Annotated in this window: 21 protein-coding genes; 14 read left to right on the top strand and 7 right to left on the bottom strand. The window is 57.5% G+C overall.

Translation table 11 applies throughout. The features are described 5' to 3' along the window. Window positions 1-198 precede the first annotated feature (198 nt). Together cadR and L1249_RS01310 are read left to right on the top strand one after the other, a co-directional pair. Entirely contained in the window at window positions 199-606 is a 408-nt protein-coding gene (gene cadR / locus L1249_RS01315; RefSeq protein WP_004364961.1) for a Cd(II)/Pb(II)-responsive transcriptional regulator, read from the top strand. Between the two features lie 116 nt (window positions 607-722). Beyond that, a complete protein-coding gene (locus L1249_RS01310) occupies window positions 723-1379 on the top strand; it encodes a LysE family translocator (protein ID WP_044629929.1) in 657 nt (218 codons plus the stop codon). 29 nt (window positions 1380-1408) lie between these two features. Here the strand turns inward: L1249_RS01310 and L1249_RS01305 are convergent, their stop codons facing one another. Continuing rightward, a complete protein-coding gene (locus L1249_RS01305) occupies window positions 1409-3358 on the bottom strand; it encodes a transglycosylase SLT domain-containing protein (RefSeq protein WP_137093097.1) in 1950 nt (649 codons plus the stop codon). Window positions 3359-3475: 117 nt separating this feature from the next. On the opposite strand from L1249_RS01305, the gene L1249_RS01300 reads away from it, so the two are divergent. From L1249_RS01300 to sixA, 4 genes are all read left to right on the top strand, one after another. Next, window positions 3476-3823, top strand: coding sequence for a YkvA family protein (locus L1249_RS01300; protein ID WP_044629931.1), 348 nt, complete (start codon window positions 3476-3478; stop codon window positions 3821-3823). 98 nt (window positions 3824-3921) lie between these two features. Further along, the gene (gene htpG / locus L1249_RS01295; RefSeq protein WP_235252990.1) at window positions 3922-5826 is read left to right on the top strand and encodes a molecular chaperone HtpG; all 1905 of its coding nucleotides are present in this window, start codon (window positions 3922-3924) and stop codon (window positions 5824-5826) included. A gap of 124 nt (window positions 5827-5950) precedes the next feature. Beyond that, window positions 5951-7042, top strand: coding sequence for an NAD(P)H-dependent glycerol-3-phosphate dehydrogenase (locus L1249_RS01290; RefSeq protein WP_058577972.1), 1092 nt, complete (start codon window positions 5951-5953; stop codon window positions 7040-7042). Then, window positions 7035-7541, top strand: a complete 507-nt coding sequence (sixA, locus tag L1249_RS01285; RefSeq protein ID WP_228168426.1) for a phosphohistidine phosphatase SixA — start codon at window positions 7035-7037, stop codon at window positions 7539-7541. Before L1249_RS01290 ends, sixA begins: the two co-directional genes overlap by 8 nt. Before the next feature lie 88 nt (window positions 7542-7629). On the opposite strand, the gene gatB is transcribed toward sixA, so the two are convergent. The 3 genes from gatB to gatC are packed head-to-tail and all read right to left on the bottom strand — an operon-like array spanning window position 7630 to window position 10891. Continuing rightward, window positions 7630-9084, bottom strand: coding sequence for an Asp-tRNA(Asn)/Glu-tRNA(Gln) amidotransferase subunit GatB (gene gatB, locus L1249_RS01280; RefSeq protein WP_058577869.1), 1455 nt, complete (start codon window positions 9082-9084; stop codon window positions 7630-7632). Beyond that, window positions 9084-10544, bottom strand: a complete 1461-nt coding sequence (gene gatA / locus L1249_RS01275; RefSeq protein WP_044629934.1) for an Asp-tRNA(Asn)/Glu-tRNA(Gln) amidotransferase subunit GatA — start codon at window positions 10542-10544, stop codon at window positions 9084-9086. The genes gatB and gatA overlap by 1 nt, the downstream gene beginning before the upstream one ends. 59 nt (window positions 10545-10603) lie before the next feature. Then, window positions 10604-10891 carry an Asp-tRNA(Asn)/Glu-tRNA(Gln) amidotransferase subunit GatC gene (gene gatC, locus L1249_RS01270; RefSeq protein WP_054641298.1) on the bottom strand — a complete coding sequence of 96 codons (288 nt, stop codon included), beginning with the start codon at window positions 10889-10891 and terminating at the stop codon, window positions 10604-10606. A gap of 229 nt (window positions 10892-11120) precedes the next feature. Between gatC and L1249_RS01265 the strand changes: the two genes are divergently transcribed. From L1249_RS01265 to tldD, 7 genes are read left to right on the top strand one after another with little or no spacing between them, the layout of a single operon-like run. Next, entirely contained in the window at window positions 11121-12158 is a 1038-nt protein-coding gene (locus L1249_RS01265; protein ID WP_016913467.1) for a rod shape-determining protein, read from the top strand. Window positions 12159-12181: 23 nt separating this feature from the next. Then, complete coding sequence (mreC, locus tag L1249_RS01260) at window positions 12182-13123, top strand: rod shape-determining protein MreC (protein ID WP_044629935.1); 942 nt, start codon at window positions 12182-12184, stop codon at window positions 13121-13123. Further along, window positions 13123-13611 carry a rod shape-determining protein MreD gene (mreD, locus tag L1249_RS01255; protein WP_044629936.1) on the top strand — a complete coding sequence of 163 codons (489 nt, stop codon included), beginning with the start codon at window positions 13123-13125 and terminating at the stop codon, window positions 13609-13611. Before mreC ends, mreD begins: the two co-directional genes overlap by 1 nt. Next, on the top strand, window positions 13604-14206 hold the full coding sequence (locus L1249_RS01250) for a Maf family protein (RefSeq protein WP_044629937.1): 603 nt from the start codon (window positions 13604-13606) through the stop codon (window positions 14204-14206). Before mreD ends, L1249_RS01250 begins: the two co-directional genes overlap by 8 nt. Before the next feature lie 59 nt (window positions 14207-14265). Next, complete coding sequence (gene rng / locus L1249_RS01245; protein ID WP_044629938.1) at window positions 14266-15729, top strand: ribonuclease G; 1464 nt, start codon at window positions 14266-14268, stop codon at window positions 15727-15729. A 2-nt stretch (window positions 15730-15731) separates the two neighbouring features. Further along, window positions 15732-19583, top strand: coding sequence for a YhdP family phospholipid transporter (locus tag L1249_RS01240; RefSeq protein WP_323133900.1), 3852 nt, complete (start codon window positions 15732-15734; stop codon window positions 19581-19583). Continuing rightward, the gene (gene tldD / locus L1249_RS01235; RefSeq protein ID WP_062373372.1) at window positions 19580-21034 is read left to right on the top strand and encodes a metalloprotease TldD; all 1455 of its coding nucleotides are present in this window, start codon (window positions 19580-19582) and stop codon (window positions 21032-21034) included. Before L1249_RS01240 ends, tldD begins: the two co-directional genes overlap by 4 nt. Before the next feature lie 9 nt (window positions 21035-21043). On the opposite strand, the gene yjgA is transcribed toward tldD, so the two are convergent. Next, entirely contained in the window at window positions 21044-21565 is a 522-nt protein-coding gene (gene yjgA, locus L1249_RS01230; RefSeq protein WP_044629941.1) for a ribosome biogenesis factor YjgA, read from the bottom strand. A 95-nt stretch (window positions 21566-21660) separates the two neighbouring features. On the opposite strand from yjgA, the gene pmbA reads away from it, so the two are divergent. Beyond that, the gene (gene pmbA, locus L1249_RS01225; RefSeq protein WP_058577873.1) at window positions 21661-23001 is read left to right on the top strand and encodes a metalloprotease PmbA; all 1341 of its coding nucleotides are present in this window, start codon (window positions 21661-21663) and stop codon (window positions 22999-23001) included. A 27-nt stretch (window positions 23002-23028) separates the two neighbouring features. Here pmbA and L1249_RS01220 read toward each other — a convergent pair whose 3' ends face one another. Then, a complete protein-coding gene (locus L1249_RS01220) occupies window positions 23029-23298 on the bottom strand; it encodes an HPr family phosphocarrier protein (protein ID WP_054641294.1) in 270 nt (89 codons plus the stop codon). 109 nt (window positions 23299-23407) lie between these two features. Then, the gene (rapZ, locus tag L1249_RS01215; protein WP_058577874.1) at window positions 23408-24331 is read right to left on the bottom strand and encodes an RNase adapter RapZ; all 924 of its coding nucleotides are present in this window, start codon (window positions 24329-24331) and stop codon (window positions 23408-23410) included. Window positions 24332-24395: the final 64 nt, after the last annotated feature.

The following is a 24395-nucleotide window of genomic DNA, read 5'->3' as shown; positions in this document are numbered from 1 at the left end:
GACAGCCCGGCGTGGCTGGTGAGGGTGCGGCGACTGGCGCGGAACTTTATGTTGGGCATGGCACTGTCTGGGTGAATGGCGATAATGGCTATATTGCCATGCAGGTCAGTGGGTTAGAAGTGCTTCCGGGGGCCGGTCTCACGGATTCAGGGCTACTATAAGGTCAATAGAGTAAAGAATCCGTTGGGGAGGAGGCTGATGCGCATTGGTCAGTTGGCGCAGTTGGTAGGGGTCGAAACACAGACGATCCGCTTCTATGAACAGCAGGGCTTGTTGCCGCCGCCTGATCGGCAGGACAACGGTTACCGTGTCTATACCGAGAAGCATGGTGAGGGGCTGGCCTTCATCCGTCGCTGCAGAATCCTGGGCCTGTCACTGGCTGAGATTCACGAACTACAGAGCTATCAGGACGACCCTCATCAGCCTTGTACCGCCGTCAACGCCTTGCTCGATGATCACATCTCTCATGTGCGGTCGCAGATAACCGCTCTGCAAGCGCTTGAGAAACAACTCGTTTCACTGAGAGCGAGTTGCAACGATGACCGGGAAGTTGAGGCGTGTGGGGTTCTTGCTGGAATTAGCGAAGGAAACATGCACCAGCAGTAGGTGAAGCATCAACCAGATAATCCGATGAGATGCCGGTCTGTCTCACTCTCATGCAAAGGTAAGATCAACCATTTAATCCGCTTACCCGATTTTTTATCACTCAGCGAGCCTGGCCCATGATGGAACTCAATCTTATTGATGCGCAGTTTATCCCTTTCGTTGTGGCAATTACGCTGCTATCGATAAGCCCAGGGGTAGACACGCTCTTGGTGATCCGTAATACAGCGCGAGGCGGGATTCGGGACGGGGTGGCCACTAGCGTAGCGATTTGCTGCGGCTTGTTTGTGCATGCCACCGTTTCTGCGTTAGGGATTTCATTCATTCTGCTGCAGTCGGCTTGGGCGTTTAATATGCTGAAGCTGGCAGGGGCGGCATATCTGATTTGGCTGGGTATCACTAGTCTGCTGGCAGCTCGCCAGGGAACACCGCTGCCGGTGAAAGGTGTTATGAAGGAGTCCATGCCAGTGCCGCTTTGGCAGCCGATCAAAGAGGGGCTTCTTTCGAATGTGCTGAATCCTAAAACCGTGATTTTCTATATGGCGTTTTTGCCGCAATTTATCGCACCCACCGACCCTGCGCTGCTGAAATCACTCTGGCTGGCAGGCGTACATTTTGTCATTGCTAATATCTGGCAGATCAGCGTGGTGCTGATGGTGGGAGGCGCCAGCAAATGGCTGGCCAGCGCGCGCTTTGCACAAACCCTGAATGCGGCCACGGGGGCGGTGCTGGTCATGTTCGGGCTGCGGCTGGCGCTGGAGCAGCGCCCGGTGTGACCGGGCGCGGGAGGGGAGCGGAGACAGGCTTAGCGTTGAACCAGCGCGCGGTCGTAGCGAACGCTCTGCTCGCTGTCGTTCAATAGCGAAACGCCTTCACTGCTACCGCCGTTGGCCAGGCTCTCGAAGATGACCCGATAGCTCAGTACGGCCTGCACGTAATCGCGGGTTTCGCGGAAGGGGATGCTCTCCACGAACAGGTCGAACGACTCCATGCTGTTGCTGCCCAGCCACTGGTCTACGCGACCAGGGCCAGCGTTATAAGCGGCAGTCGCCGCTAAGCGGTTGCCCTGATAGCGTTCTAACTTGTCGCGAAGGTAAGTGCTACCCAGGCGAATATTCAGCTCAGGCTCCAGTACGCCATAAGGCCCGGGGTCGTTAAGCCCCAACTGGCGGCTCACCTGCGCGGCAGTGCCCGGCATTAACTGCATTAAGCCACGTGCACCTGCAGGAGAGAGGGCAACCGGGTTATAGGCGCTTTCTCGGCGAGTGATTGCCATCAGCAGATAAGGGTCAACGCCGGTTTGATGACCCCAAGCCAAAAAGTCATCGCGGTAAGCGGGTGGAAAGCGCCACTCCAACGCATCCCACATCTCGCCAGCAATAGTGGTTTGTACTAGCCGGGCGTGCCACTGCTGATGGGCAGCGTAGTCGGCGAGGGCACGAGCCTGGTAAGGCGACGCTTCGCGCACGGCATGCAGCCACTCGCTGTTGGCCAGGCCCTCTTCGCCAATACGCAGCAGCGCTTGCGTGCGCTGTACGGCGGGCAGTCGCGCGATATCCTCGCGGGTGGCTTCGTCGAAGTGGTGGCGCTCGTGGTTGAGTCGGTACGGCTGGCCGATTTTCTCAGCGGCGGCAAAGCCATAGAAACTACGGTCCTGGGCAGCCTGCTGGTAGCGCGCCTGAGCAGCTTCCTGATTACCCAGCTGTTCGTTGGCACGCCCCAGCCAGTACTGCCAGCGGCTGCTCTCTTGCTGGCTGGAAGGCATTTCAGCAATCCAGTGCATCACCTCTGTCCACTGGCGGTCTGCCAAGGCGCGACGTACGCGCAGCTCCAGCACGCGTTCGCTCTCTAGAGAGGGCAGCACACTATCGACCCAGCCCAGAGTGCCAGGTACATTGCGTACAAGGGCATAGAACGCCAGTTCCTCATCGATCACTTGGCGCTCTAGCGACGTTAAGTTCAAGCGCGGCGAGAGCTGCTGCCAAGCGGCGAAAGCGGTAGGCGTGTCGTCTCGGGTCAGGCGCTGCATGGCGGCTTGGTAGAAAGCCGCCGTGGCTCTGCACTCCGGGCCTAGGCAGGTGGGGGCGCTGGTGATAGCCCTGGTGTTGTTGCTGACCGCGTCCACTGTGTCGAGGGCCGTTTGCCACTCGCTGCTCAGTAGTCCGCCTAGGTAGTTACTCAGGCGCGATTCGCCCGCTTGCCAAGCTAGCATCTTGCGTTCCCAGATGGCGGTCGCATCGATAGTGCCATCGGCCCGTAGGCGGTTGAAAAGGGGGTCACAGGCATCGGGCTGTGAGCTGCCTACTCGCCAAAGCGCCAAGCCCGCGCGGCGCGACTCTTCTGGGGCACGGTCGATGAGCGCCATGTAGTAGTAACACTGACGTGCCGTTCCAGCAGGCTCGCCATCGGCGACGGTGAGTAGATCGCCGTAACGTCCTGCATGACCATATTTGGCAATGGCTTGGCCGCGCATCCATTCCGATAGCGGAGAGTCGGCATGCTGTTCGATGAACTGCAGCACTTGACTGGCGGCCACGTTGGGCAACTGGTTGCGTAAGCGGTGATAGGTGACATAACCGCTGAGTATGTGTCCTTCGATGGCGCGCTCATCGATGTGTTGCCACTGCTGCTGGCGTGCGGCGTTGAGCGCATCACGCATAGCGTCATCAGTGGCTGCCCAACTCCCCGTCGGTAGGCCGATGATGGCTGCTGCGCATAGAGTGCGAAGGGTAGAACGTAATGGCGTAGCCGGCATGGCACTCCCTCTTGCTCGCTGGTAGGGTCAAAGGCGCAATAGTGAACTATACGGACAAGTGAACTATACGCACAGATAAGGTTCTGACAATCGTGACACTAAGAGGATTCGATAACGATGGCACGATTATCCGTTTGGGGATTGTTTCGTCGATTGAAAACACGCGTATGGGCCGTTAAACGTATCGCCCGTGCGCTCAAGCTATTTTTACCCATGACCCGCGATGTGCTGAAAGGAGATTTCAGGCCGATTCCCTGGTCTGCGTTTGGCACCATGGCGCTGGCGTTGGCCTACCTGGTCATGCCATTCGACCTGATCCCCGACTTTTTGGTGCTGCTAGGAGTGGTCGATGACGTATTGATCGTAGGCTGGTTACTAAACCGCGTCGATACGCAGTTGGCCGACTATCGCGCTTGGAAATCGGCTACTGAGGCAGCCACCGCTTCTTCACGCACACCTTCTTGAAATCCCTTCGCTTATCCCCATATTGAGTTCACTACCTTTTCCGCCTCTGCCTATGGGCAGAGGCGTCAAGCAACACGTGATCAATGAGGGCTAAGCGCATGACGACTGCGACCCATGAAGAAACTCTTGGCTTTCAGACGGAAGTCAAACAGCTCCTGAATCTAATGATCCACTCCCTGTACTCGAATCGGGAGATTTTTCTACGCGAGCTGATTTCCAACGCCGCTGATGCCTGTGACAAGTTACGCTATGCCGCACTCGATAACGACGCTCTATACGAAGGCGATAGCGAGCTGCGTATCGAGATCGAGCACGACCGCGACGCCAACACCATCACGCTGCGCGATAATGGTATCGGCATGAACCGCGAAGATGTGATTGCCAACTTGGGCACCATCGCGCGTTCCGGTACGGCAGAGTTTTTGAAGCAGCTCTCCGGCGAGCAGCAAAAAGACGCCAAGCTGATCGGTCAGTTCGGGGTTGGTTTCTATTCGGCCTTCATCGTGGCCGACGAAGTGGTCGTACGTACTCGTAAAGCGGGCACCGCCGCATCTGAAGGCGTCGAGTGGCGCTCCAAAGGCGAAGGCGAGTTTACTGTTGCCGACATCGATCGTGACGCTCACGGCACGGAAATCACCCTGCATTTAAAAGACGATGCAAAAGAGTTCGCCGACGACTACCGCCTGCAAAGCTTGGTGCGCAAGTACTCTGACCACATCGAAGTGCCGGTGCGTATGCCCAAGGTCGAAACCGCCAAGGATGACGACGGTAACGAGATCGAAGGTAGCGAAGTGACGACGTGGGAAACCGTCAACGAAGCTACCGCGCTGTGGGCGCGCCCGAAGAGCGAGATCAGCGACGACGAGTATAAGGCGTTCTACAAGCACGTTGCCCACGACTTCAGTGATCCGCTTACCTGGAGTCACAACAAAGTCGAGGGTAAGCTCGAGTACACCAGCCTGCTCTACGTGCCGGGCCGCGCACCGTTCGACATGTTCGACCGTGATGGCTCGCGCGGTGTGAAGCTTTACGTGCAACGTGTCTTCATCATGGATGATGCCGAGCAGTTCCTGCCCCTCTACCTGCGTTTCATCAAGGGTGTGCTGGATACGCGCGATTTGTCGCTGAACGTCTCTCGTGAGCTGCTGCAGCAGGACCCCAAGGTCGACAAGATCAAGGGTGCCTTGACCAAGCGTGCCCTGGACATGCTCAAGAAACTGTCCAAAGATAGCGAGCAGTATCAAACGTTCTGGAACACCTTTGGCAGTGTGCTGAAAGAGGGCCCAGGTGAAGACTTCGCTAACCGCGAAAAAATCGCCGGTCTGCTGCGCTTTGCTTCCACGCATACCGACACGTCCGCCCAGGAGCATTCTCTGGCCGAATACGTCGAGCGCATGAAGGAAGGTCAGAAGAAGATCTACTACGTGGTGGCGGATAGCTTCAATGCCGCGAAGAACAGCCCGCACCTGGAGATTTTCCGCAAGAAAGGTATCGAGGTGCTGCTGCTCTCCGATCGTATCGATGAGTGGCTGATGAGCCACCTGACCGAGTTCGATGGCAAGTCGTTTGCCGACGTGGCGAAAGGCGAGCTGGACCTGGGCGATGTCGAAGACGAAGCCGAGAAAAAAGCCCAGGAAGAGACTGCCAAGGCGAAAGAGGATCTCGTCAAGCGCGTCAAAGAGGCGCTGAGCGACGGTGTTCAAGAGGTGAAAATCACCCACCGCCTGACCGATTCACCCGCCTGTGTGGTACTGCCCGAGCACGAGATGGGCTACCAAATGCGCCGCATTATGGAAGCCGCAGGCCAGAAGCTGCCGGAGGTGAAGCCCATTCTGGAGCTCAACCCCAACCATGCCCTAGTGGCCCGTTTGGAAAATGCAGAGGGTGATCTATTTGGCCAGTTAGCCCACATCCTTCTGGATCAGGCGATCATTGCCGAGGGCGGCCATCTGGACGACCCGGCTGCCTACGTGAAGCGCCTCAATAGTGTGTTGACGGCTTAATGCCCTAAGCTCGCTAGTCGCGGCCCGCTTGGTCAACCAAGCGGGCCGCTTGTTTTGTTAAGATAGTGCTTATCAAAATGGGGGTTGAGGCCCACCGTTACGTAAAAGAACTCAGGACATGGCTATGGCAGAGCAGCAAAGTAACGTCGCGGTGCTGGGGGGCGGGAGTTTTGGTACCGCGCTGGCCAGTATCGCCGCCGACAATGGCGCTAACGTGCGTCAATGGTTGCGCGACGAGGCGCTGGTCGCGCAGATCAACCGAGAGCACCGCAACGGCCGCTATCTTCCCGACTATGCGATCAACCCTGCCGTCACCGCATCGACCGACTTGAAATCGGTGCTGACGGGTGCCGAACTGGTGCTGATTGCCATCCCGTCGAAAGCGTTTCGCAGCGTGGTGCAAGCGGCCAAGCCCTGGCTCTCGCCCGAACAAATCCTGGTCAGCACCACCAAAGGGATTGAGCAAGATGGCTTTTTACTGATGAGCCAAGTGCTGGAGCAGGAGACCGGCTTCCCCCATATTGGCGTCATTGCAGGGCCTAATTTGGCCTCCGAGATTGCTGACAAGCAGTTGACCGCTACGGTGATCGCCAGTGCGGATGCGCTAACGCGCACTCGAGTACAGCAAGTGCTGGGTTGTCGCTATTTCCGCGTATACGCCAGTAATGATCGTCACGGCGTGGAGCTGGGGGGCGCATTAAAGAATATTTACGCCATTGCAGCGGGCATGGCCGCGGCGCTGGGGATGGGGGAGAACACCCGCAGCATGCTGATGACCCGAGCGCTGGCCGAGATGAGCCGTTTCGCCGTTGCCCAGGGGGCCAACCCCATGACGTTTCTTGGTTTGGCAGGCGTGGGCGACCTGATCGTCACTTGCTCGTCTAACTTGTCGCGCAATTACCGCGTGGGCCATGCACTGGGTACGGGGCTGTCGTTAGAGGAAGCGGTGGCTGCGCTTGGCCAAGTGGCGGAAGGCGTCAATACCGTCAAGCTGGTCTGCGCAAAAGCGCGCGAGATGGGCGTTTATATGCCGTTGGCCGAAGGATTGAATCGTGTGCTCTTCGATGGGGTGCCGGCACAAGAAATGGCGAGTACGCTCATGATGGGAGAGCAGAGCAGCGATGTGGAATTTATCCTGCCCCGGGAAGCGGTTCAGCAGGCGCATCGCGAGCAGGCTCATCAGGATCAGCAAGGCAGCGGAGGTTCCCATGAATAGCCACCGACAGCAAGGTAGTTGCAGCGTATTGATTATGCGCCATGGCGAAGCCGCCCCAGGCTTTCCTGACCACGCCCGACCACTCACGCCCCGCGGCGAGCGCGAGGCCGAGACCATGGCTCGCTGGCTGGCATCGCGCGTTGAGCAGGGCGAGCTGACGCTGCCAATGCTCTACGCAAGCCCCTATGTGCGCGCTCAGCAAACCGCCCAGCGGATTAGCGATGCCTTGGGCGTGCCGCTTAACACGCTGTCGTTTATTACCCCGGAAGACCCGCCGAGCGATGTGAGCGAGTGGTTGCTCACTCATCGTGATGACGCGCCGATTATGCTGGTCAGCCACATGCCCTTGGTGGGCGACTTGGCTGGGTTATTGGTCGAAGGCGCGCCAAGCCAGGGCGTTGGCTTCCCCACGGCGGCCATTGCCGAGCTAGAGGCTGACGTCTGGGCGGCGGGCTGCGCGCAGCTTAAGCGCTTTACCCAGCCTAGCCAGCTGTCCTAATCATAAAACTGAGTCATAAAAATCAGCCATAAAAAAGCGGCTGCCGAAGCAGCCGCTTGTGGTCTATCACCGCACCTATGCGCGTTTTCTATAGCAGCGCATCCAGCTTCTCTTTCAGCAAGCCGTTGACCTGTTGCGGGTTAGCCGTGCCGCGTGATGCCTTCATCACCTGACCCACAAAGTAGCCAATCATCTTGCCACGCTTCTCGGGCTCGGAATCACGGTACTGCGCCACCTGGGCCGGACTTTCGGCAATGACTTGATCGATCATCGCTTCAATCGCGCCGGTGTCGGTCACCTGCTTTAAGCCTTTTGCCTCGATGACGGCATCCGCGCTCTCGCCCTGGCCATTCCATAGCGCTTGGAACACTTGCTTAGCGGCTTTACCGTTAATGGTGTCATCCAGCACACGTCTGATGAGTTCGCCAAGCTGTTGGGCTGACACTGGGCTATTTTGGATGCTCAGATTCTCGCGGTTCAGCGCGCCGGAAAGTTCGCCCTGTACCCAGTTGGCCGCCTGCTTGGCGTCGCCACATACCCGGTGTACTTCCTCGAAAAACTCCGCCATTTCACGACTGGCTGATAGCACGTTAGCGTCGTAAGCCGACAGGCCTAGCTCATTCTGGAAGCGGGCACGCTTATCGGCGGGCAGCTCCGGTAGTTGGCTGCGCAGGTGATCCAGGTAGGCTTGATCCAGCACCACCGGCAGCAGGTCGGGGCAGGGGAAGTAGCGGTAGTCGTTCGCCTCTTCCTTGGTGCGCATGCTGCGGGTTTCGTCGCGCTCTGGATCAAACAGGCGGGTCTCTTGCACTACTTTGCCGCCGTCTTCAATCAGTTCAATCTGACGTTCGACTTCAAACGCAATGGCGCGCTCCACAAAGCGGAACGAGTTAACGTTTTTAATTTCTGCGCGAGTGCCAAATGCCTCTTGTCCTTTAGGGCGCACCGACACGTTAACGTCGCAACGCATCGAGCCTTCGGCCATATTGCCGTCGGAAATGCCCAGATAGGTGACGATGGAGTGAATCGCTTTGAGATAGGCGGCCGCTTCTTTCGCACTGCGCATATCTGGCTCTGAAACGATCTCTAACAGCGGCGTGCCTGCCCGGTTCAAGTCGATGCCGGTCATACCGTGGAAGTCTTCGTGCAGCGACTTGCCGGCGTCCTCTTCCAGGTGGGCGTGGTGAATACGAATCCGTTTGGTGGTGTCGTCATCCAGCGTGATCTCGACTTCACCCGCGCCCACGATGGGGTGGTACATCTGACTGGTTTGGTAGCCCTTCGGCAAATCTGGATAGAAGTAATTCTTACGGTCGAACACCGAGACTTCAGGGATCTCGGCGTGGACGGCGAGGCCAAACTGCACGGCCATGGCGACGGCCTGCTCATTCAGTACTGGCAGGACGCCCGGCAGGCCCAAATCAACGGCGCAGGCCTGGGTGTTCGGCTCGGCACCAAACGCGGTGGAGGCACCGGAAAAAATCTTAGAGCGCGTTGCGAGCTGAACGTGAACTTCCAGCCCAATCACGGTTTCCCATTGCATTAGGCGTTCTCCTCGGCAAAGGCGGGCAGTTGAAGGTGCCAGTCGGTCGCTTGTTGGAACTGGTGGGCCACGTTGAGCAGCTGCGCTTCGGCAAAGTGGGTGCCCAATATCTGTAAGCCTACCGGGCGACCGCCCGCAAAGCCTGCGGGAACGCTGATGCCAGGAATACCCGCCAGGTTAACGGCGATGGTGTAGATATCTTGCAGGTACATGGAGACCGGGTCTTTCTTCGCGCCCAGGTCGAAGGCAGGCGTGGGGGAGGCTGGGCCCATCAGTACATCGACATCTTCAAAGGCGTCGAGGAAGTCCTGGCGAATCAGGCGGCGAACCTTCTGCGCTTTGGTGTAGTAGGCGTCGAAGAAGCCTTCCGATAGCGTGTGGGTGCCGATCAGAATGCGGCGCTTCACCTCTTCACCGAAGCCTTCCGCCCGCGAGCGGGTATAGAGATCAATCAGGTCCGTAGGAGCATCGCAGCGATGGCCAAAACGCACGCCGTCAAAGCGCGACAGGTTCGAGGAAGCCTCGGCGGGGGCGATGACGTAATAAGCGGGAATCGCGTAGTGGGTATGCGGCAGGCTCACCTCGCGTACCGTGGCACCTAGCGACTCATATACTTTCACCGCTTCACGAACGGCTTTCTCTACCTCGGGGTCCAAGCCGTCGCCAAAGTACTCTTTAGGTAGGCCGATTTTGAGGCCAGAGAGCGGAGCATTCAGGGTCTCGGTGTAGTCCGGTACGCCACGGGCGACGCTGGTGGAGTCGCGCACATCATGACCGGCAATCACGTTCAGCAGGTGCGCGCAGTCTTCAGCGGTGCGCGCCATGGGGCCTGCCTGGTCGAGACTGGAGGCGTAGGCGATCATGCCGTAACGGGAAACCCGCCCGTAGGTGGGCTTCAGGCCGGTAATGCCGCAGAACGCCGCTGGCTGGCGAATAGAGCCACCGGTATCGGTACCCATGGCTGCAGGCACAAGCCCTGCTGCCACTGCCGCTGCGCTGCCGCCGGAGCTGCCGCCGGGAACGGCAGCGAGGTCCCACGGGTTTTTGACCGCGCCGTAGTGGCTGTTTTCGTTGGAGGAGCCCATGGCGAACTCGTCCATATTGGTTTTACCCAGGCTAATGGTGCCCGCAGCGCTGAGTTTCTCTACCACGGTGGCGTCGTAAGGCGCGAGAAAGTTATCGAGCATTTTGGAGCCGCAGCTGGTTTTGACGCCTTGCGTACAAAAAATATCTTTTAGCGCTAGCGGAATGCCAGTGAGTTTGCCTGCTTTGCCGTCAGCACGCGCTTTATCGGCGGCTTCGGCCTGGCTTAGCGCCTGTTCGGCGGTCACGGTAATAAAGCTATTGAGCTGACCGTCGGCTTTCTCAATGCGCTGCAAAAAGTGGGAAGTCAGCTCTCGGCTGGAGAGTTCGCCGCTGGCTAGGGCGGCGGCGAGCTGCGTTACGGTTTTATCATGCATGACCCGGAAGCTCCGTTCAGGGGCGAATAGAATAAGCGGAAACGAGCGGTGGGCGTGGGTTACTCGACCACACGCGGCACCAGATAAAGACCGTTTTCCACTGCCGGGGCACAGCGCTGGAACGTGTCGCGCTGGTTGGTTTCCGTGACTTCATCGGCGCGCAGGCGCTGGGTAGCGTCTAGCGGATGCGACAGCGGCGCGACGCCTTCGGTATCCAGGCTCTGGAGCTGGTCGACCATGTCCAGAATGCGGCTGAGATCGTCGACAAAGCCACTGGCTTGGTCATCGCTAACGGCGAGTCGGGCCAAGTGTGCGGCCCGGCGCACATGAGATTCTTCAAGCGCCATGATCGAGGTTTCCTCGCAATCGTGATGGAACATATTTCGCTTTAAGCGGTATACATACGGTCATCTTAAATTCGTCTGACGGAGCAGACGTGGAAAATAGCCGCAAAAGGTACCACATAATGGCCCTGACGGGCAGTGTTCGGCACGACTCGTGCTTGCTGCCAAGGGGTTGCGGTGATACCGTTTGCATCCGCACAGGGTTCCCGGTCTGCACTAGGTAACAACATCCATGTTCAAACGTTTGAGGGGGCTGTTTTCCAGCGATCTATCGATCGACTTGGGTACGGCCAACACACTGATTTATGTACGCGGTCGTGGCATCGTGCTCGATGAACCGTCCGTAGTCGCCATCCGCCAGTCTGGCAATATGCGCAGCGTAGCCTCGGTAGGTGCTGACGCTAAACGCATGCTCGGCCGCACGCCTGGCAACATTACGGCTATTCGCCCGATGAAAGACGGCGTTATCGCCGATTTCACCGTTACCGAGCAGATGCTTCAGCACTTTATTCGTAAAGTGCACCAGAGCACTTTCCTCACGCCAAGCCCTAGGGTTCTGGTGTGCGTACCCTGTATGTCGACTCAGGTCGAGCGTCGGGCAATTCGCGAGTCAGCAGAAGGCGCGGGTGCCCGAGAAGTATTCCTGATCGAAGAGCCGATGGCAGCCGCGATTGGTGCTGGGCTACCGGTAGAAGAAGCGCAGGGCTCGATGGTCGTGGATATCGGTGGTGGTACTACTGAAATTGCGATTATTTCGCTGAATGGCGTAGTGTACTCAGAATCGATTCGCGTAGGCGGTGACCGTTTTGATGAGGCGATCACCGCGTACGTGCGCCGCCATTACGGTAGCCTGATCGGCGAAGCCACGGCCGAGCGCATCAAGGAAGAGATCGGGTGTGCCTACCCGGGTGGCGAGCTGCGCGAGATCGACGTGCGCGGCCGTAACCTGGCGGAGGGCATCCCGCGAAGCTTCACGCTCAACTCCCACGAGATTCTCGAGGCGCTCCAGGAAACGCTGGGCTCTATCGTATCTGCCGTCAAGAGCGCGCTGGAGCAGTCGCCCCCCGAGCTTGCGTCCGACATCGCCGAACGCGGCCTGGTGCTGACCGGCGGTGGCGCGCTGCTGCGTGACCTCGACAAGCTGATCGCCGAAGAAACTGGCCTGCCGGTCATCGTGGCCGAAGATCCGCTGACCTGCGTGGCGCGTGGCGGTGGCAAGGCGCTGGAGATGATTGACCAGCATACCTTTGAGTTGCTGTCGAGCGACTGATCGCAGCGGTTTAACGCGGGGGATTGCCTATTAAACCGCTGTTCTCACACGGGCCGCTACCCGGTTACCGGCTATTCTTCTGTGTGCTGGCGGCAAGCGCGTTGATGTTTGTCGACCATCGTTTTACTCGCATGGAAGATGTGCGCGCCCAAATGACCACGATTGTCGCTCCCATCCAGTGGGTAGTCAGTGTGCCTAGTGATCTGCTGAATTGGGGCGCGCTAGCACTCGCCGACCAGCAGGCGCTGGTGGATGAAAACCGCCACTTGCGTGAGCAAATCTTGACGCTCTCTCACCGCGGGCAGCGCTTGGCTAACCTGACGGCTGAGAACGCCGAGCTACGCAACTTGCTTGGCGCTGCCGAGCGGCGCGATATTCCCTATATCACGGCGGAGCTACTCTCGCTGGATAATGACCCGTTTAGCCATCAAATGGTGGTGGATCGTGGGCACCGCAACGGTGCCTATGTCGGTCAGCCGGTGATTGATGCATCGGGTTTGGTTGGTCAGGTGGCTGCTGTTTCAGCCTACTCTAGCCGTGTGTTGCTGTTAGCCGATGCAAGCCATGCTCTACCAGTGCAGGTTAACCGCAATGGGCTGCGTTTTATTGTTCAGGGTACTGGCCGTTACGGCAGTGTGAACGTTCTCCATGTGCCGGATACGGCGGATATTCGCGAAGGTGACTTACTGACCACCTCTGGTTTGGCAGGGCGTTTTCCGCCGGGCTACCCCGTTGCGCGAGTGACCGAGGTGTATCACGACCCTGGCCAGCCATTTGCCCGGGTTGTTGCTGAACCTTCGGCTCAGCTTCAGCGTTCACGCCACTTCCTGCTGCTCTTTCCACCACCCCGCGAAGAGTTGGATGCTTCTATTTGGGATGAGTCCATGGATATTTCAGCCGATGCGCTCCATGCCGCCCAGCGGCTTGGGCAGCCAGCTTCCCCGGCCATGCAGGAGGAACGCTAATGGCGCGTGCGCCGGTAGTGCCACTGGTGGTGGTCTGGCTGAGCCTTATTTTTGCGCTCTGCTTACAGGTAATGCCCCTGGCCGATGGTTGGCAGGTTTTTCGCCCGGAGTGGATTGGGCTAATGTTGATTTATTGGTGTATGCAAGCGCCGGATCGAGTTGGGGTTTTTCACGGCTTTGTATTTGGCCTCTTGATGGATCTTATTGAGGGGACAGCGCTTGGACAGCATGCACTGATTTTTTCGATTCTTACGTTTTTAGCCGCGCTAGTGTATCCCCGTTTTCGTGCTTATTCGCTGGTACAACAGTCGGTATTGGTGCTGGTGCTGTTAGGGTTGGCTCAGCTGATAGAGCAGTGGCTAAGAACGCTGACGGGTGTTTTTTCCATACATCTCTCTTTCTTGATCCCATCGCTGGTCAGCGCATTCCTCTGGCCGTGGCTCTCCACAATGTTTAAAGCGATTGAGCGGCGAATGGCCAATGCGTGACGATAACCACACCCCCGTGCTCTGTTTGGCCTCGGCATCACCACGCCGCCAGGCACTGTTGGCCTCTATCGGTGTGCCGGTCAGTGTCTTGCCAAGCGATATTGATGAAACGCCGCTTGAGGCAGAGTCTCCCACGGCCTATGTAGAACGGCTGGCGGTGGCAAAAGCGCAGGCGGCGGTGGGCAAAACCGCGCTGCCCGTGCTGGGGTCGGATACCGCGGTGGTTATTGATAGCACCATTTTAGGTAAGCCTAATAATCAACAGCACGCGGCTGAGATGTTGAGAATGCTCTCTGGGCGCACGCATCAGGTACTCACGGCAGTAGCGGTAAGCGGGCCGCTAGGTATACTCTCCTGTTGTGTGGCCACGGACGTCACCATGCGCGAGTTAACAGCAAAAGAGATCGCCTGCTACTGGCTGACGGGCGAACCCGCCGATAAAGCGGGTGGGTATGCTATTCAAGGCTTAGCCGCCATTTTTATTGAACAAATTCAGGGCAGTCACTCTGCTGTGGTGGGGCTGCCACTATTTGAAACAACGCGCTTGCTACGCCAGCAAGGGGTTCCCGTTTGGGCGGGCCGTTATCCCTCGTAACCACCGACTCATCGCCCGCTGCGCTGGCAAGGAATAGGACATCCAATAAGGAATTTTGCATGAGCGGTGAAGTCCTCATAAATTTAACGCCAATGGAGACCCGCGTTGCGCTGGTGGAAAACGGCGTATTGCAAGAGGCGCTAATAGAGCGCTCTCGCAGGCGCGGTATCGTAGGCAATATCTACAAAGGCAAAGTGGTGCGCGTACTGCCTGGCATGCAGGCTGCCTTTGTTGATATTGGCTTAGAGCGCGCAGCGTTTATTCATGCCCATGAGGTCATGCCACCCGGTACGCCCAATGACGAGCAGCAGACCATCGGGCAGCTTCTACACGAAGGTCAGGCGCTGGTGGTGCAAGTCACCAAAGATCCTATCGGTACCAAAGGGGCGCGGCTGACTACCCATCTTTCGATTCCCTCTCGCTATCTGGTCTATATGCCTGACTCGCCTCATCACGGGGTATCGCAGCGCATTGAAGATGAGCGCGAGCGGGAGCGCTTGAAAGCGCTGCTGGATAAAAGTATCGAAGAGCAAACCATTGAGGTCACGGGTGGCTTTATCGTGCGTACGGCGGCCGAAGGCGTAGGCGATGAAGAGCTGGCCAGCGACATGTACTTCTTGCTACGTATTTGGCGCAAGGTCAGCGAGCGCAAAATCACCGCCGCCCCTCCCAACGTCATCTACGATGACTTGCCGCTGTTTATGCGCACCCTGCGGGATGTGATGCGGGATGATATCGAGAAAGTACGCATTGATTCCCGGGAGAACTTCGTCAAGCTGGTCGAGTTTGCTGAAGAGTTTATGCCCGATGCTGTTGATCGCATCGAGTACTACCCCGGCGAACGCCCCATCTTCGACCTTTATAGTGTCGAAGACGAGATTCAAAAAGCGCTAGGTCGCAAGGTGCAGCTCAAGTCCGGAGGATACTTGGTAATTGACCCCACCGAGGCCATGACTACCATCGATGTGAATACCGGTGGGTATGTGGGGCATCGTAACCTTGAAGAGACTATTTTCAAGACGAATCTGGAAGCCGCCACTGCCATTGCCCGCCAGCTTAGGCTGCGTAATTTAGGTGGCATCATCATTATCGACTTTATCGATATGGTGGATGTAGAGCACCAGCGGCAAGTGCTGCGCGTGCTGGAAAAAGCGCTTGAGCGGGACCATGCTAAAACCAAATGTACCGGGGTCACCGAACTTGGTTTAGTGCAGCTTACCCGTAAACGCACGCGGGAAAGCCTTGAACAAACACTATGCGAAGCGTGTCCCACCTGTGGTGGTCGCGGCACGTTGAAAACCCCTGAAACGGTCTGCTACGAAATCTTCCGTGAGATCCTGCGTGAAGAGCGGGCTTATAGTGCGGAAACGTATATGGTGCTGGCATCCCAGCCAGTAGTGGACAGGCTGCTTGATGAGGAGTCTGCCGCGGTCGCTGACCTGGAAACGTTTATTAATAAAACGATCCGTTTTCAGGTTGAGCAGCACTACTCCCAAGAGCAGTACGACATCGTACTGATGTAATGATGGCACCACGCTCTTTTTTTCGTGGCTGTCTAGTAGGGGTGGCCGTTGTGCTGGGTACGCTGGCGGTACTGCTGTTAGCGCTGCGTCTCTTTGCTAGCCAAGTTGATGCATTGTCCCCCCGCTTGGAGGCGCTTTTAGAGGCACGTATTGGCGTGCCGGTGAGCATCGACCATCTAGCGCTCTCTCTGGAGCGCAACGTCCTGCACCTGGAGCTTGAAGACCTTCATGCGCAAACGCCGGATGGTCAGGCCCTGATAGGGCTTGATCGCTTGTCGCTGCGTTTGGATGCCTGGGCCACGTTGCGCCACTTAGCGCCTATCTTCAGCGATGCGCGTATGTCTGGGCTCGAATTCCATCTCTACCAGCAGCCTGACATCGCCTGGGGCTGGCCTTCACCGGCCAAGCTGCCGCTGGGGGTAGCACCACAACCAGAGGTGGACCTTGAATCCTTGGATGCCTGGGCTGGACTGCTGCTGCGCCAGCGCCTTTGGGTGGATAACAGCCGCATCATGCTGCATGGCCAGCAGCAGACTGTGATGCTTCATGCACCTTCGCTGCTTCTGAATGGCGATCATCGCCGCACACGATTAGAGGGCTCCCTGAATATTGTCGAGGCGCCTGATGTGCTGGCATCAGAGCTGCCCGCCATTACCATGCGTGCCGAAATGCAGCCCGGTCAGCAAGGCTTTAGGGACTTTTCTGCTGCGCTTCAGCTCGATATGCAGTTGGATCATCTGGTGGTGCTGGCGGCACTGTTTCGGCCAGATCGCATGCCTTTTCTCGAACAGGTGGGCGGTCATGTGCAGCTATGGGGGCGTTGGCAAGAAGGCGCGCTAGCTGATGCGCGGCTTGCACTAGATGTGCCCGAGCTGACGCTACGTAAAGATGTGGAGTACGCTGTGCTGCGAAACATTCAGGCCAGTGGGCAGTGGCTGCGCGACAGCGAAGGCGGTGAGGCGTGGCTAAGTGGCAATGCAGAAACCGTAGAGTGGGCCCAGCCTGAAGGCGTTGGTGATGGCCCCGCGCTGCCACACCACTGGTATCTGTCACACCAGCCGGGGCAGTGGGAGTTGCGAACCAGTGCGTTTGAGCTCGCCTCGCTAGCGGCTTGGCGGGAGTATGCGCTGTTGCCTGAGTCACTCACCCGGGTATTGCAAACGCTCTCGCCCCGAGGGCAGGTGCAGGGGCTGAGCCTGGGGCAGCGTGAGGGGCGATGGGGCGTGGATGCTGCACTTACTAATGTGGCTGTACTCCCCTGGCAGCAAGCGCCAGGAGGCGGTCCGCTGGACGCTTGGGTGCAGGCTCGCGACCTGCGTGGCCGCGTGACCTTTAACAGCGCAGGCGATAGTACGCTCTATTTTCCAGAACTCTTCGATGTACCTATGCAGCTAAGTCACGCCGAAGGGGTGGTGGAGTGGGTGTATGATGGTCCTAACACCATGATTAGCGGCCGTGACCTCAATGTGGACTGGGATGGCGCCCAGGTAAGTGGTGGGTTCGGCTTGATCGCGGGGCAGCAAAGCGGTCAATTTGGGTTGGATATTGCATTTGCCGATGTAGATGCGATCTCCCGCCCGCTCTCCCAGTGGCTGCCCATGAAAGCATTTGAGCCGAAGCTGAGGGAGTGGTTGGAGAACGATATTGGTGGCTTAGTGCCGCAAGGTTCGCTGAAGCTTAGTCAGCCCCTGGGACCTGCGGCTTCATCAGATCAACTCTCGGCAACGCTCGCGCTGGAGGTCACTCAAGGCCACTTGCCGATTGCGCCGGAGTGGCCGCGTTTGGAAGATGTCGAGGGGCGCTTGCTGTGGCAAGGAGGAGTGCTTCAAGCCCAGGTAGAGCACGCCCAAAGCCACGGCGTTGAAGTATCCCAAGGCACGATACGTATGGAGAAAGAGCAGCCGCTTCAGCTATCAGGCAGTCTTCAGAGTGATGGTGCATCCTTGCTGAACTTTGTTCAGGCCATGCCGGATATGGACACGCTACCACGTAGCGATATTACCGTTGATGGTATCATCGAAGGGGATATCGCCCTTGTACTGCCGCTGGATAACGAGGAGGCGCTCCAGCTAGAGATTAATGCACGGCCAGCGCTATCGGCTGTGCGCTACGCGTCACTACCAATAACCCTGCGTGATCTGGATGGTGGGCTCAGCTGGCAGCAGGTGGGTGAGGCGCATGCGCTGTTAGGAGAGCTAAGCAGCCAGTGGCAGGGCGGTGATATTCGCGCAGAGCTGATGGCTGATCAGCGTGTTGCCTTGCAGGGCAGCGTGGAGTCGTCTGCGCTGTGGTCGTTGGCAGGGCTGCCTGCCGAGCAGGCTCGCCAAATGATGAGTGGCCGCACCCAGTGGCAGGGTGAGGTCTCTCTTGCGGCTCGTCCAGTGTTAACCTTAGAGAGCCGCCTGCTTGGCATCACCAGCGCGCTACCCGAGCCGTTTGCCAAGACTAGCGATCAACCGTGGCCATGGCAGCTACGCGCGGAGTTTGAAAGCGGGCGAGTATCGACGCAATTGGCCGATAAGGCAGCTGCGAGATTCCAAACGTTGAATAGTGGTGCACTAGCGGCCGAAGTGGTGCTCGGCAATGCAGTGCAGCGACCGAATTGGCCCAGCCAGCCTGGCTGGCGCCTTGAAGCAGGGCTCGATACGTTAGACCCCATGGCATGGCACGCTGTTCTGTCGCCGATATTGTCGGGAGGCGCCTTGGCATCTGCTTCTAGTGGCGAGAGCACGCCGCTTGAAGTACTGCTACGTGCTGGCTGTTTACGCTTTCGTGACAAGTGCTTTGGCGCTTTTAACGCCTCAGGGACACTCACCGGCCAGCGCGCAGCACTTCAGCTTAGCGGCGATATGTTGTCTGGGCGCCTAGATTACCAACCCGCCAGCGAGCGGCCGCTTGATGTTGCAATTAGCATGCTAGTCCTAGATCGTTTACTGGACCTGCCCGCCAAAGAGCATGATGCCACTGTCGCAGCCCCCGACTCTTGGGTTGATGCAATTGAAACACAGCATGTAGCCCCCGTTGCTATTCCCGACTGGCTAGCTGAACTGCCCAACGGCAGGCTACGGCTAGCGGATATTAGCGTTGGTGGCACTCGCTTTGGCCCATTAACCGCCTACTGGCAAACCGATGATCGTCGTTTTTCGCTCTCACCAGTTGGTTTAACCCTCGGACAGCTTTCTGCACGCGGCGAGTTGGTTTGGGAAGGCAATGCGGTGAATAGCCGTACACGAGCGGATATCTCCATACAGGGTGGCGATGTGGGGACGGCGCTGGAGCAGCTTAACCAACCGGTAGCCATGCGTAGCCGCACCACCGACCTTGCTGCTGAGCTTACTTGGTCGGGAGCCCCCTGGCAGCTTGATTTAAGCCGGGCTGGTGGTGAAATGAGTGCTGATATACGCGACGGCCGTTTTGTGACGCTTGAATCGACGCCTGCCCGCTTAGTGGGGTTGCTCAACTTTGATAACATTCTGCGCCGTCTACGGTTCGATTTTTCTGACCTAACCGGTCAGGGAACGGCCTTTGACCGTGTGCATGGCACTGCCGATGTAGCTGAAGGGCAGCTGTTGCTTCGTGGCCCCCTGCAAATTGATGCACCCGCCACCACGCTGACGCTAACAGGAAGTGTTAACCTCTTACAGCGTGAACTTGACCAGCGCCTAGGCGTCACACTGCCGGTTAGCCAAAGTTTACCCATCGCCGCCATTGCTGTCGGAGCGCCCATTGTGGGCGGTGCACTGTTTCTTGCCGACCAAATTTTTGGCGATGCGCTGGATCAAGCAACCACTATTTATTATCGCGTGCGAGGCCCTTGGACCTCGCCGCAAGTGACTTTAGAAGGCCCCCAATGACCGCACATAAAAGCGATATAGAGTCCGCTGTTTCCATTTTGCTAACGCCAGGTGGCCTCGATTTGAACGCTCTGGATGCTGGCCTTGGCTACGCCATGGGAGCGGGGATTGATTACGCCGACCTCTATTTTCAGCGCACCTGGCAAGAGGGTTGGGTGCTGGAAGATGGCGAAGTTAAAGAGGCCAGCTATAACATTGATGGCGGCGTTGGCGTGCGCTCGTTGGCAGGTGAGAAAACCGGGTTTGCGTACTCCAACCAAATTACCGCTGATGCACTAATGGATACAGGCCGTACCGCCTCTGGCATTGTCCGCAGCGGCAAGCAGTTGCCAGGGCAGAAAGTAATGCCAGTCAGCGCGGCGTCGTACTATGCAGGTATCGACCCACTGGCGGGCCTTTCGGCAGAAGACAAAGTGGCCATGCTGAAAGAGGCAGACCGCGTGGCCAGAGCGGCCGACCCGAGCATTAGCCAGGTCAGTGCGTCGCTGTCGGGCACCTATGAGGTGGTTTTAGTACGCGCCAGTGACGGCACCCTAGCGGCGGATATTCGCCCACTGGTGCGTTTTAACGTCAGTGTTATTGCGGCGAAAGATGGCCGCCGTGAGCGCGGCAGCGCTGGCGGCGGTGGTCGTTACTCCATGTCGCGTCTGCGGGATGAGGGCGTTGCCGAACGCTATGCCAAAGAGGCGGTGCGCCAAGCGCTGGTCAATCTTGAAGCCATTGATGCGCCAGCGGGGCAGATGCCAGTGGTGTTAGGTGCCGGTTGGCCGGGCATTCTGCTGCACGAAGCGGTAGGCCATGGCTTGGAAGGTGACTTTAACCGTAAAGGCAGTTCTGCCTTTGCAGGGCGAATGGGGCAGCGGGTTGCCGCCAAGGGAGTCACAGTGGTTGACGATGCCACTGTTGCTGATAGTCGCGGCGCGTTGAGCGTGGATGACGAAGGCACACCCGGCCAATATACGCCGCTGATTGAAGATGGCATTTTAACTGGCTATATGCAGGATAAGTTAAACGCGCGATTGATGAAGATGGCGCCTACCGGCAACGCCCGCCGCGAGTCGTTCGCTCATCTGCCGATGCCTCGTATGACCAATACGGTGATGTTGGCTGGTCAAGATGACCCTGCCGATATCATTAAAAGCGTTAAGCGGGGAATCTACGCCGTGAGTTTTGGCGGAGGGCAGGTGGATATTACCTCGGGAAAATTCGTGTTTTCGGCGAGCGAAGCCTACATGATTGAAGACGGTAAAATTACCGCGCCGGTGAAAGGTGCAACGCTGATTGGTAACGGGCCTGAGGCCATGGGCCGGGTATCGATGATTGGCCACGACATGGCGATGGATACCGGGATTGGCGTTTGCGGTAAAGAGGGCCAGGGTGTGCCGGTGGGGGTTGGCCAACCCACCCTGAAACTGGATGAGCTGACCGTGGGCGGCACGCAGTCTTCTTGAGACTCTGGTTTACAGCGCTAGCGTATCGCGCAGGTGTTTGAAAAGCTTGCGTGAGCTGGTGGGGGGCTTGCCCTGTTCGCGCTCTTTGCGGGCGTTGCGCACTAGCTGGCGCAGCGCCTGACGATCGGCGTTAGGGTAGTCTGCCATAAACAGGTCAACGGCGTCGTCGCCCTCATCCACTAGCCGGTCACGCCATTTTTCCAGGCGATGAAACGCATGATCGCGCTGCTCTTTCTCTTGTTCGATGGCATCGAAAACGCCCTGAATGGCCGTTAGATCCTCTTTGCGGATAAGTTTGCCAACGTATTGCATATGGCGACGGCGGCCTTCATGAGAGCGAATGCGAGAAGTCTCTTCAATCGCTCTCAGCATATCGTCTGATAAAGGAAAGCGCGCCCGCTCGGCAGGCTTCATGGCAATTAATGTTTCGCCAAGCGCTTGCAGAGCATGCATTTCACGCTTTAGCTGAGATTTACTCGGGCGCTCTTCTTGTTCATCGATATCGATAGGCTCGGGGCGTTGCTTCGGCATATAAGAACTCACAGATTAGATTCGTTTGCAGCATTATATCAGGCTGCGACCACAACATTGATTCGCCAATGCGATTCAGGTGAAAAGGAGGCCATATGGCACAGGCATTTGATGCAACGGCGCAGCAGGCGCAGTTGACGGAGCGCGCCACAGAGGCGCTTGCCCTGGCAAAACAGCTAGGGGCGGATGCCGCCGAAGTCGGCGCGAGCGTTGACCAAGGGTTGGGCGTTAGTGTGCGACTTGGTGAAGTGGAGACCGTTGAGCTATCTCGTGATCAGGGTATTGCGGTCACGCTCTATGTGGGAAAACGTAAAGGTAGCGCTTCCTCAACGGATGCAAGTAGTGCCTCCATTCGTGCCACGGTTGAAAAGGCGCTGGCTATTGCACGTTATACCGGGGAGGATCCCGCTGCAGGCCTCGCTGAAGCAGAGCTGATGGCGACCTATTTGCCAGACTTGAAGGTGCACTATCCGTGGGCGCTCTCAACCGATGAAGCGATTGACCTTGCCCTGCGCTGCGAACAGGCTGGCCGCGAGGTGGCAGGTATTCACCAGTCAGAAGGTGCCTCGCTCTCAAGCGGTGAGGGCGTGCGAGTATACGCCAATAGCCACGGCTTTTTGGGGACTCAAAAGGGTAGCAGTCACTCACTCTCCTGCATGCTGATTGCCCAAGATGAGCAAGGCATGCAGCGGGATTATGACTATACGTCGGCGCGTAACCCGCAGCAGCTTCGCCACCCAGAGGAGGTGGGGCGTGAGGCAGCAGCGCGAACGTTGCGGCGTCTAGGAGCACGACGCCCCCCGACGGGAACGTTTCCTGTGCTGTTCGATCCCTCCCTTGCTAGCGGCCTTATCGGCCACCTTATGGGTGCTCTGGCGGGCGGCGCGCTTTATCGAGAAGCCTCGTTTTTATGTGATCGCTTGGGTAGCCCGCTATTCCCCGATTGGTTTGGGTTAGAAGAGCGCCCGATGGAAGTGGGAGCAACGGCTAGTTCACCGTTTGATGCGGAGGGTGTACAAACCCGTAGCAACCGGTTTATTGATCAGGGGAGGGTGGCGAGTTACATGCTCTCTGCCTACAGTGCGCGTCGTTTAGGGATGCAGTCCACGGGCAATGCAGGCGGCGCGCGCAACATGCGCTTGTTAGCGCCGTTAACGCCGCGGGAAGAGCTGTTAACACAGATGGGGCGTGGTATTTGGGTGACCGAGCTCATGGGGCAGGGCGTTAACGGCGTCACTGGCGACTATTCCCGGGGAGCAGCGGGTTTCTGGATTGAGAATGGCGAAGTACAGTACCCCATTGAGGAGTTCACTATTGCTAGTAACCTCAACAAGATGTTCGCGGGGCTAAGCGGTGTGGGAAGTGATACGGATACCCGTGGCAGTATTCACACGGGTAGCTGGCTGATTGATGCGATGACAGTGGCAGGAAGCTAGTCGACAAGTGCTGACTTGGTAAACTAGCTACTGGTCTTCGTCAAACCGTGCGTCGAACAGAGCTTCAATGGCATCTAGCGCCTGTTCGGCGTCGTTTCCTTCAGCGGCGACAGTGAGCTCGGTGCCGCAGGGGGCGGCCAGCATTAGCAGCGACATAATATTGGCGGCATCGGCTTTCTGCTGCTGCTTATAAACCACGATATTCGCGGAAAACTGCTGGCCACATTTCACCAGTTTGGTGGCCGCGCGGGCATGAAGACCACGCTGGTTGGTAAGTGTTAAGGTTCTTTTGGGCACTCTGGTTCCTTTTTGCCGAGTGGGTCTTGAAACTTAGGTCTTGAAAAACTTAGGTCTTGAAAAACTTAGGTCTTGAGAAGCTTAGGCCTTAAAAGTTAGGTCCTGAAACTCAGGGCGTGCTGGCAGCGGCGGGTGTGGTAACGCATGGCACCGCAGGCTCTTCGCTCAGCGTGTATTGTAACCCCAGCTCACGGTGTCTCAACTGTACTTCTCCGGTCTGTTTAACCAGCTTTTTAGCAAGCTGTTCGACCATATAAACAGAGCGGTGTTGCCCGCCGGTGCAGCCAATAGCCACGGTTATATAACTTCGCTGGCTATTTTGGTAAGCCGGAAGCCACTTTTCCAACCAAGCCTGAATATCATTGGTCATTGCCTCGACCATTGGGTAGCTACTTAAAAACGCCACTATATCAGCATCACGCCCTGTAAATTGGCGCAGGGTAGGGTCCCAATAAGGGTTGGGCAGGCAGCGAACATCGAAGACTAAGTCGGCATCCATGGGTACGCCGCGTTTGTAGCCAAACGACTCAAACGTCAGTGTTAGCTGATCTTTTCGCTGGTGGGCGACTTGATCAGTAATGCGGCGTCTCAGGTCATGCACGGATAAGCGCGACGTATCGATCAACAAGTCAGCGAGATCGCGAATTTCAAGCAGCGTCTCTTCTTCTTTATTGATGGCCTCTTCCAACGTCATTTCGCTATCCCGGGTAAGCGGGTGGCGACGGCGGGTGGCTGAGTAACGCTCCAAAAGAATGCGCGCATCCGTGGTCAGATAGATGACCTGAAAACGAATTTCTCGCTGGCGTAGTTCTTCCAGTAAAGCTGGGAGGCGTTCAAGCGCCGTAGGAAGGTTGCGCGCGTCAATGCTCACTGCTAAGTGAGTGCGCTCGCCTTGCTCACGTAGTTCATCAACTAATGAGCCCAGCAGCATGGCGGGTAAATTGTCGATAGCGTAGTAGCCAAGATCCTCTAGCGCTTGTAAGGCGATAGATTTACCGGACCCTGAACGGCCGCTAATGATCACCAGTTGCATAGCGTCTCTCTTGGCTTGCATGGGAGGAAATTATCGCTGCGTGCAGTGGCCACCGCCCATAAAG

This window comes from Halomonas sp. Cn5-12 (genome assembly GCF_021532545.1).
In the GTDB taxonomy this organism is placed as follows: domain Bacteria; phylum Pseudomonadota; class Gammaproteobacteria; order Pseudomonadales; family Halomonadaceae; genus Vreelandella; species Vreelandella aquamarina.
Note: the sequence above shows the minus strand (reverse complement) of the source record. Positions and strands in the feature narration are given on the sequence as shown.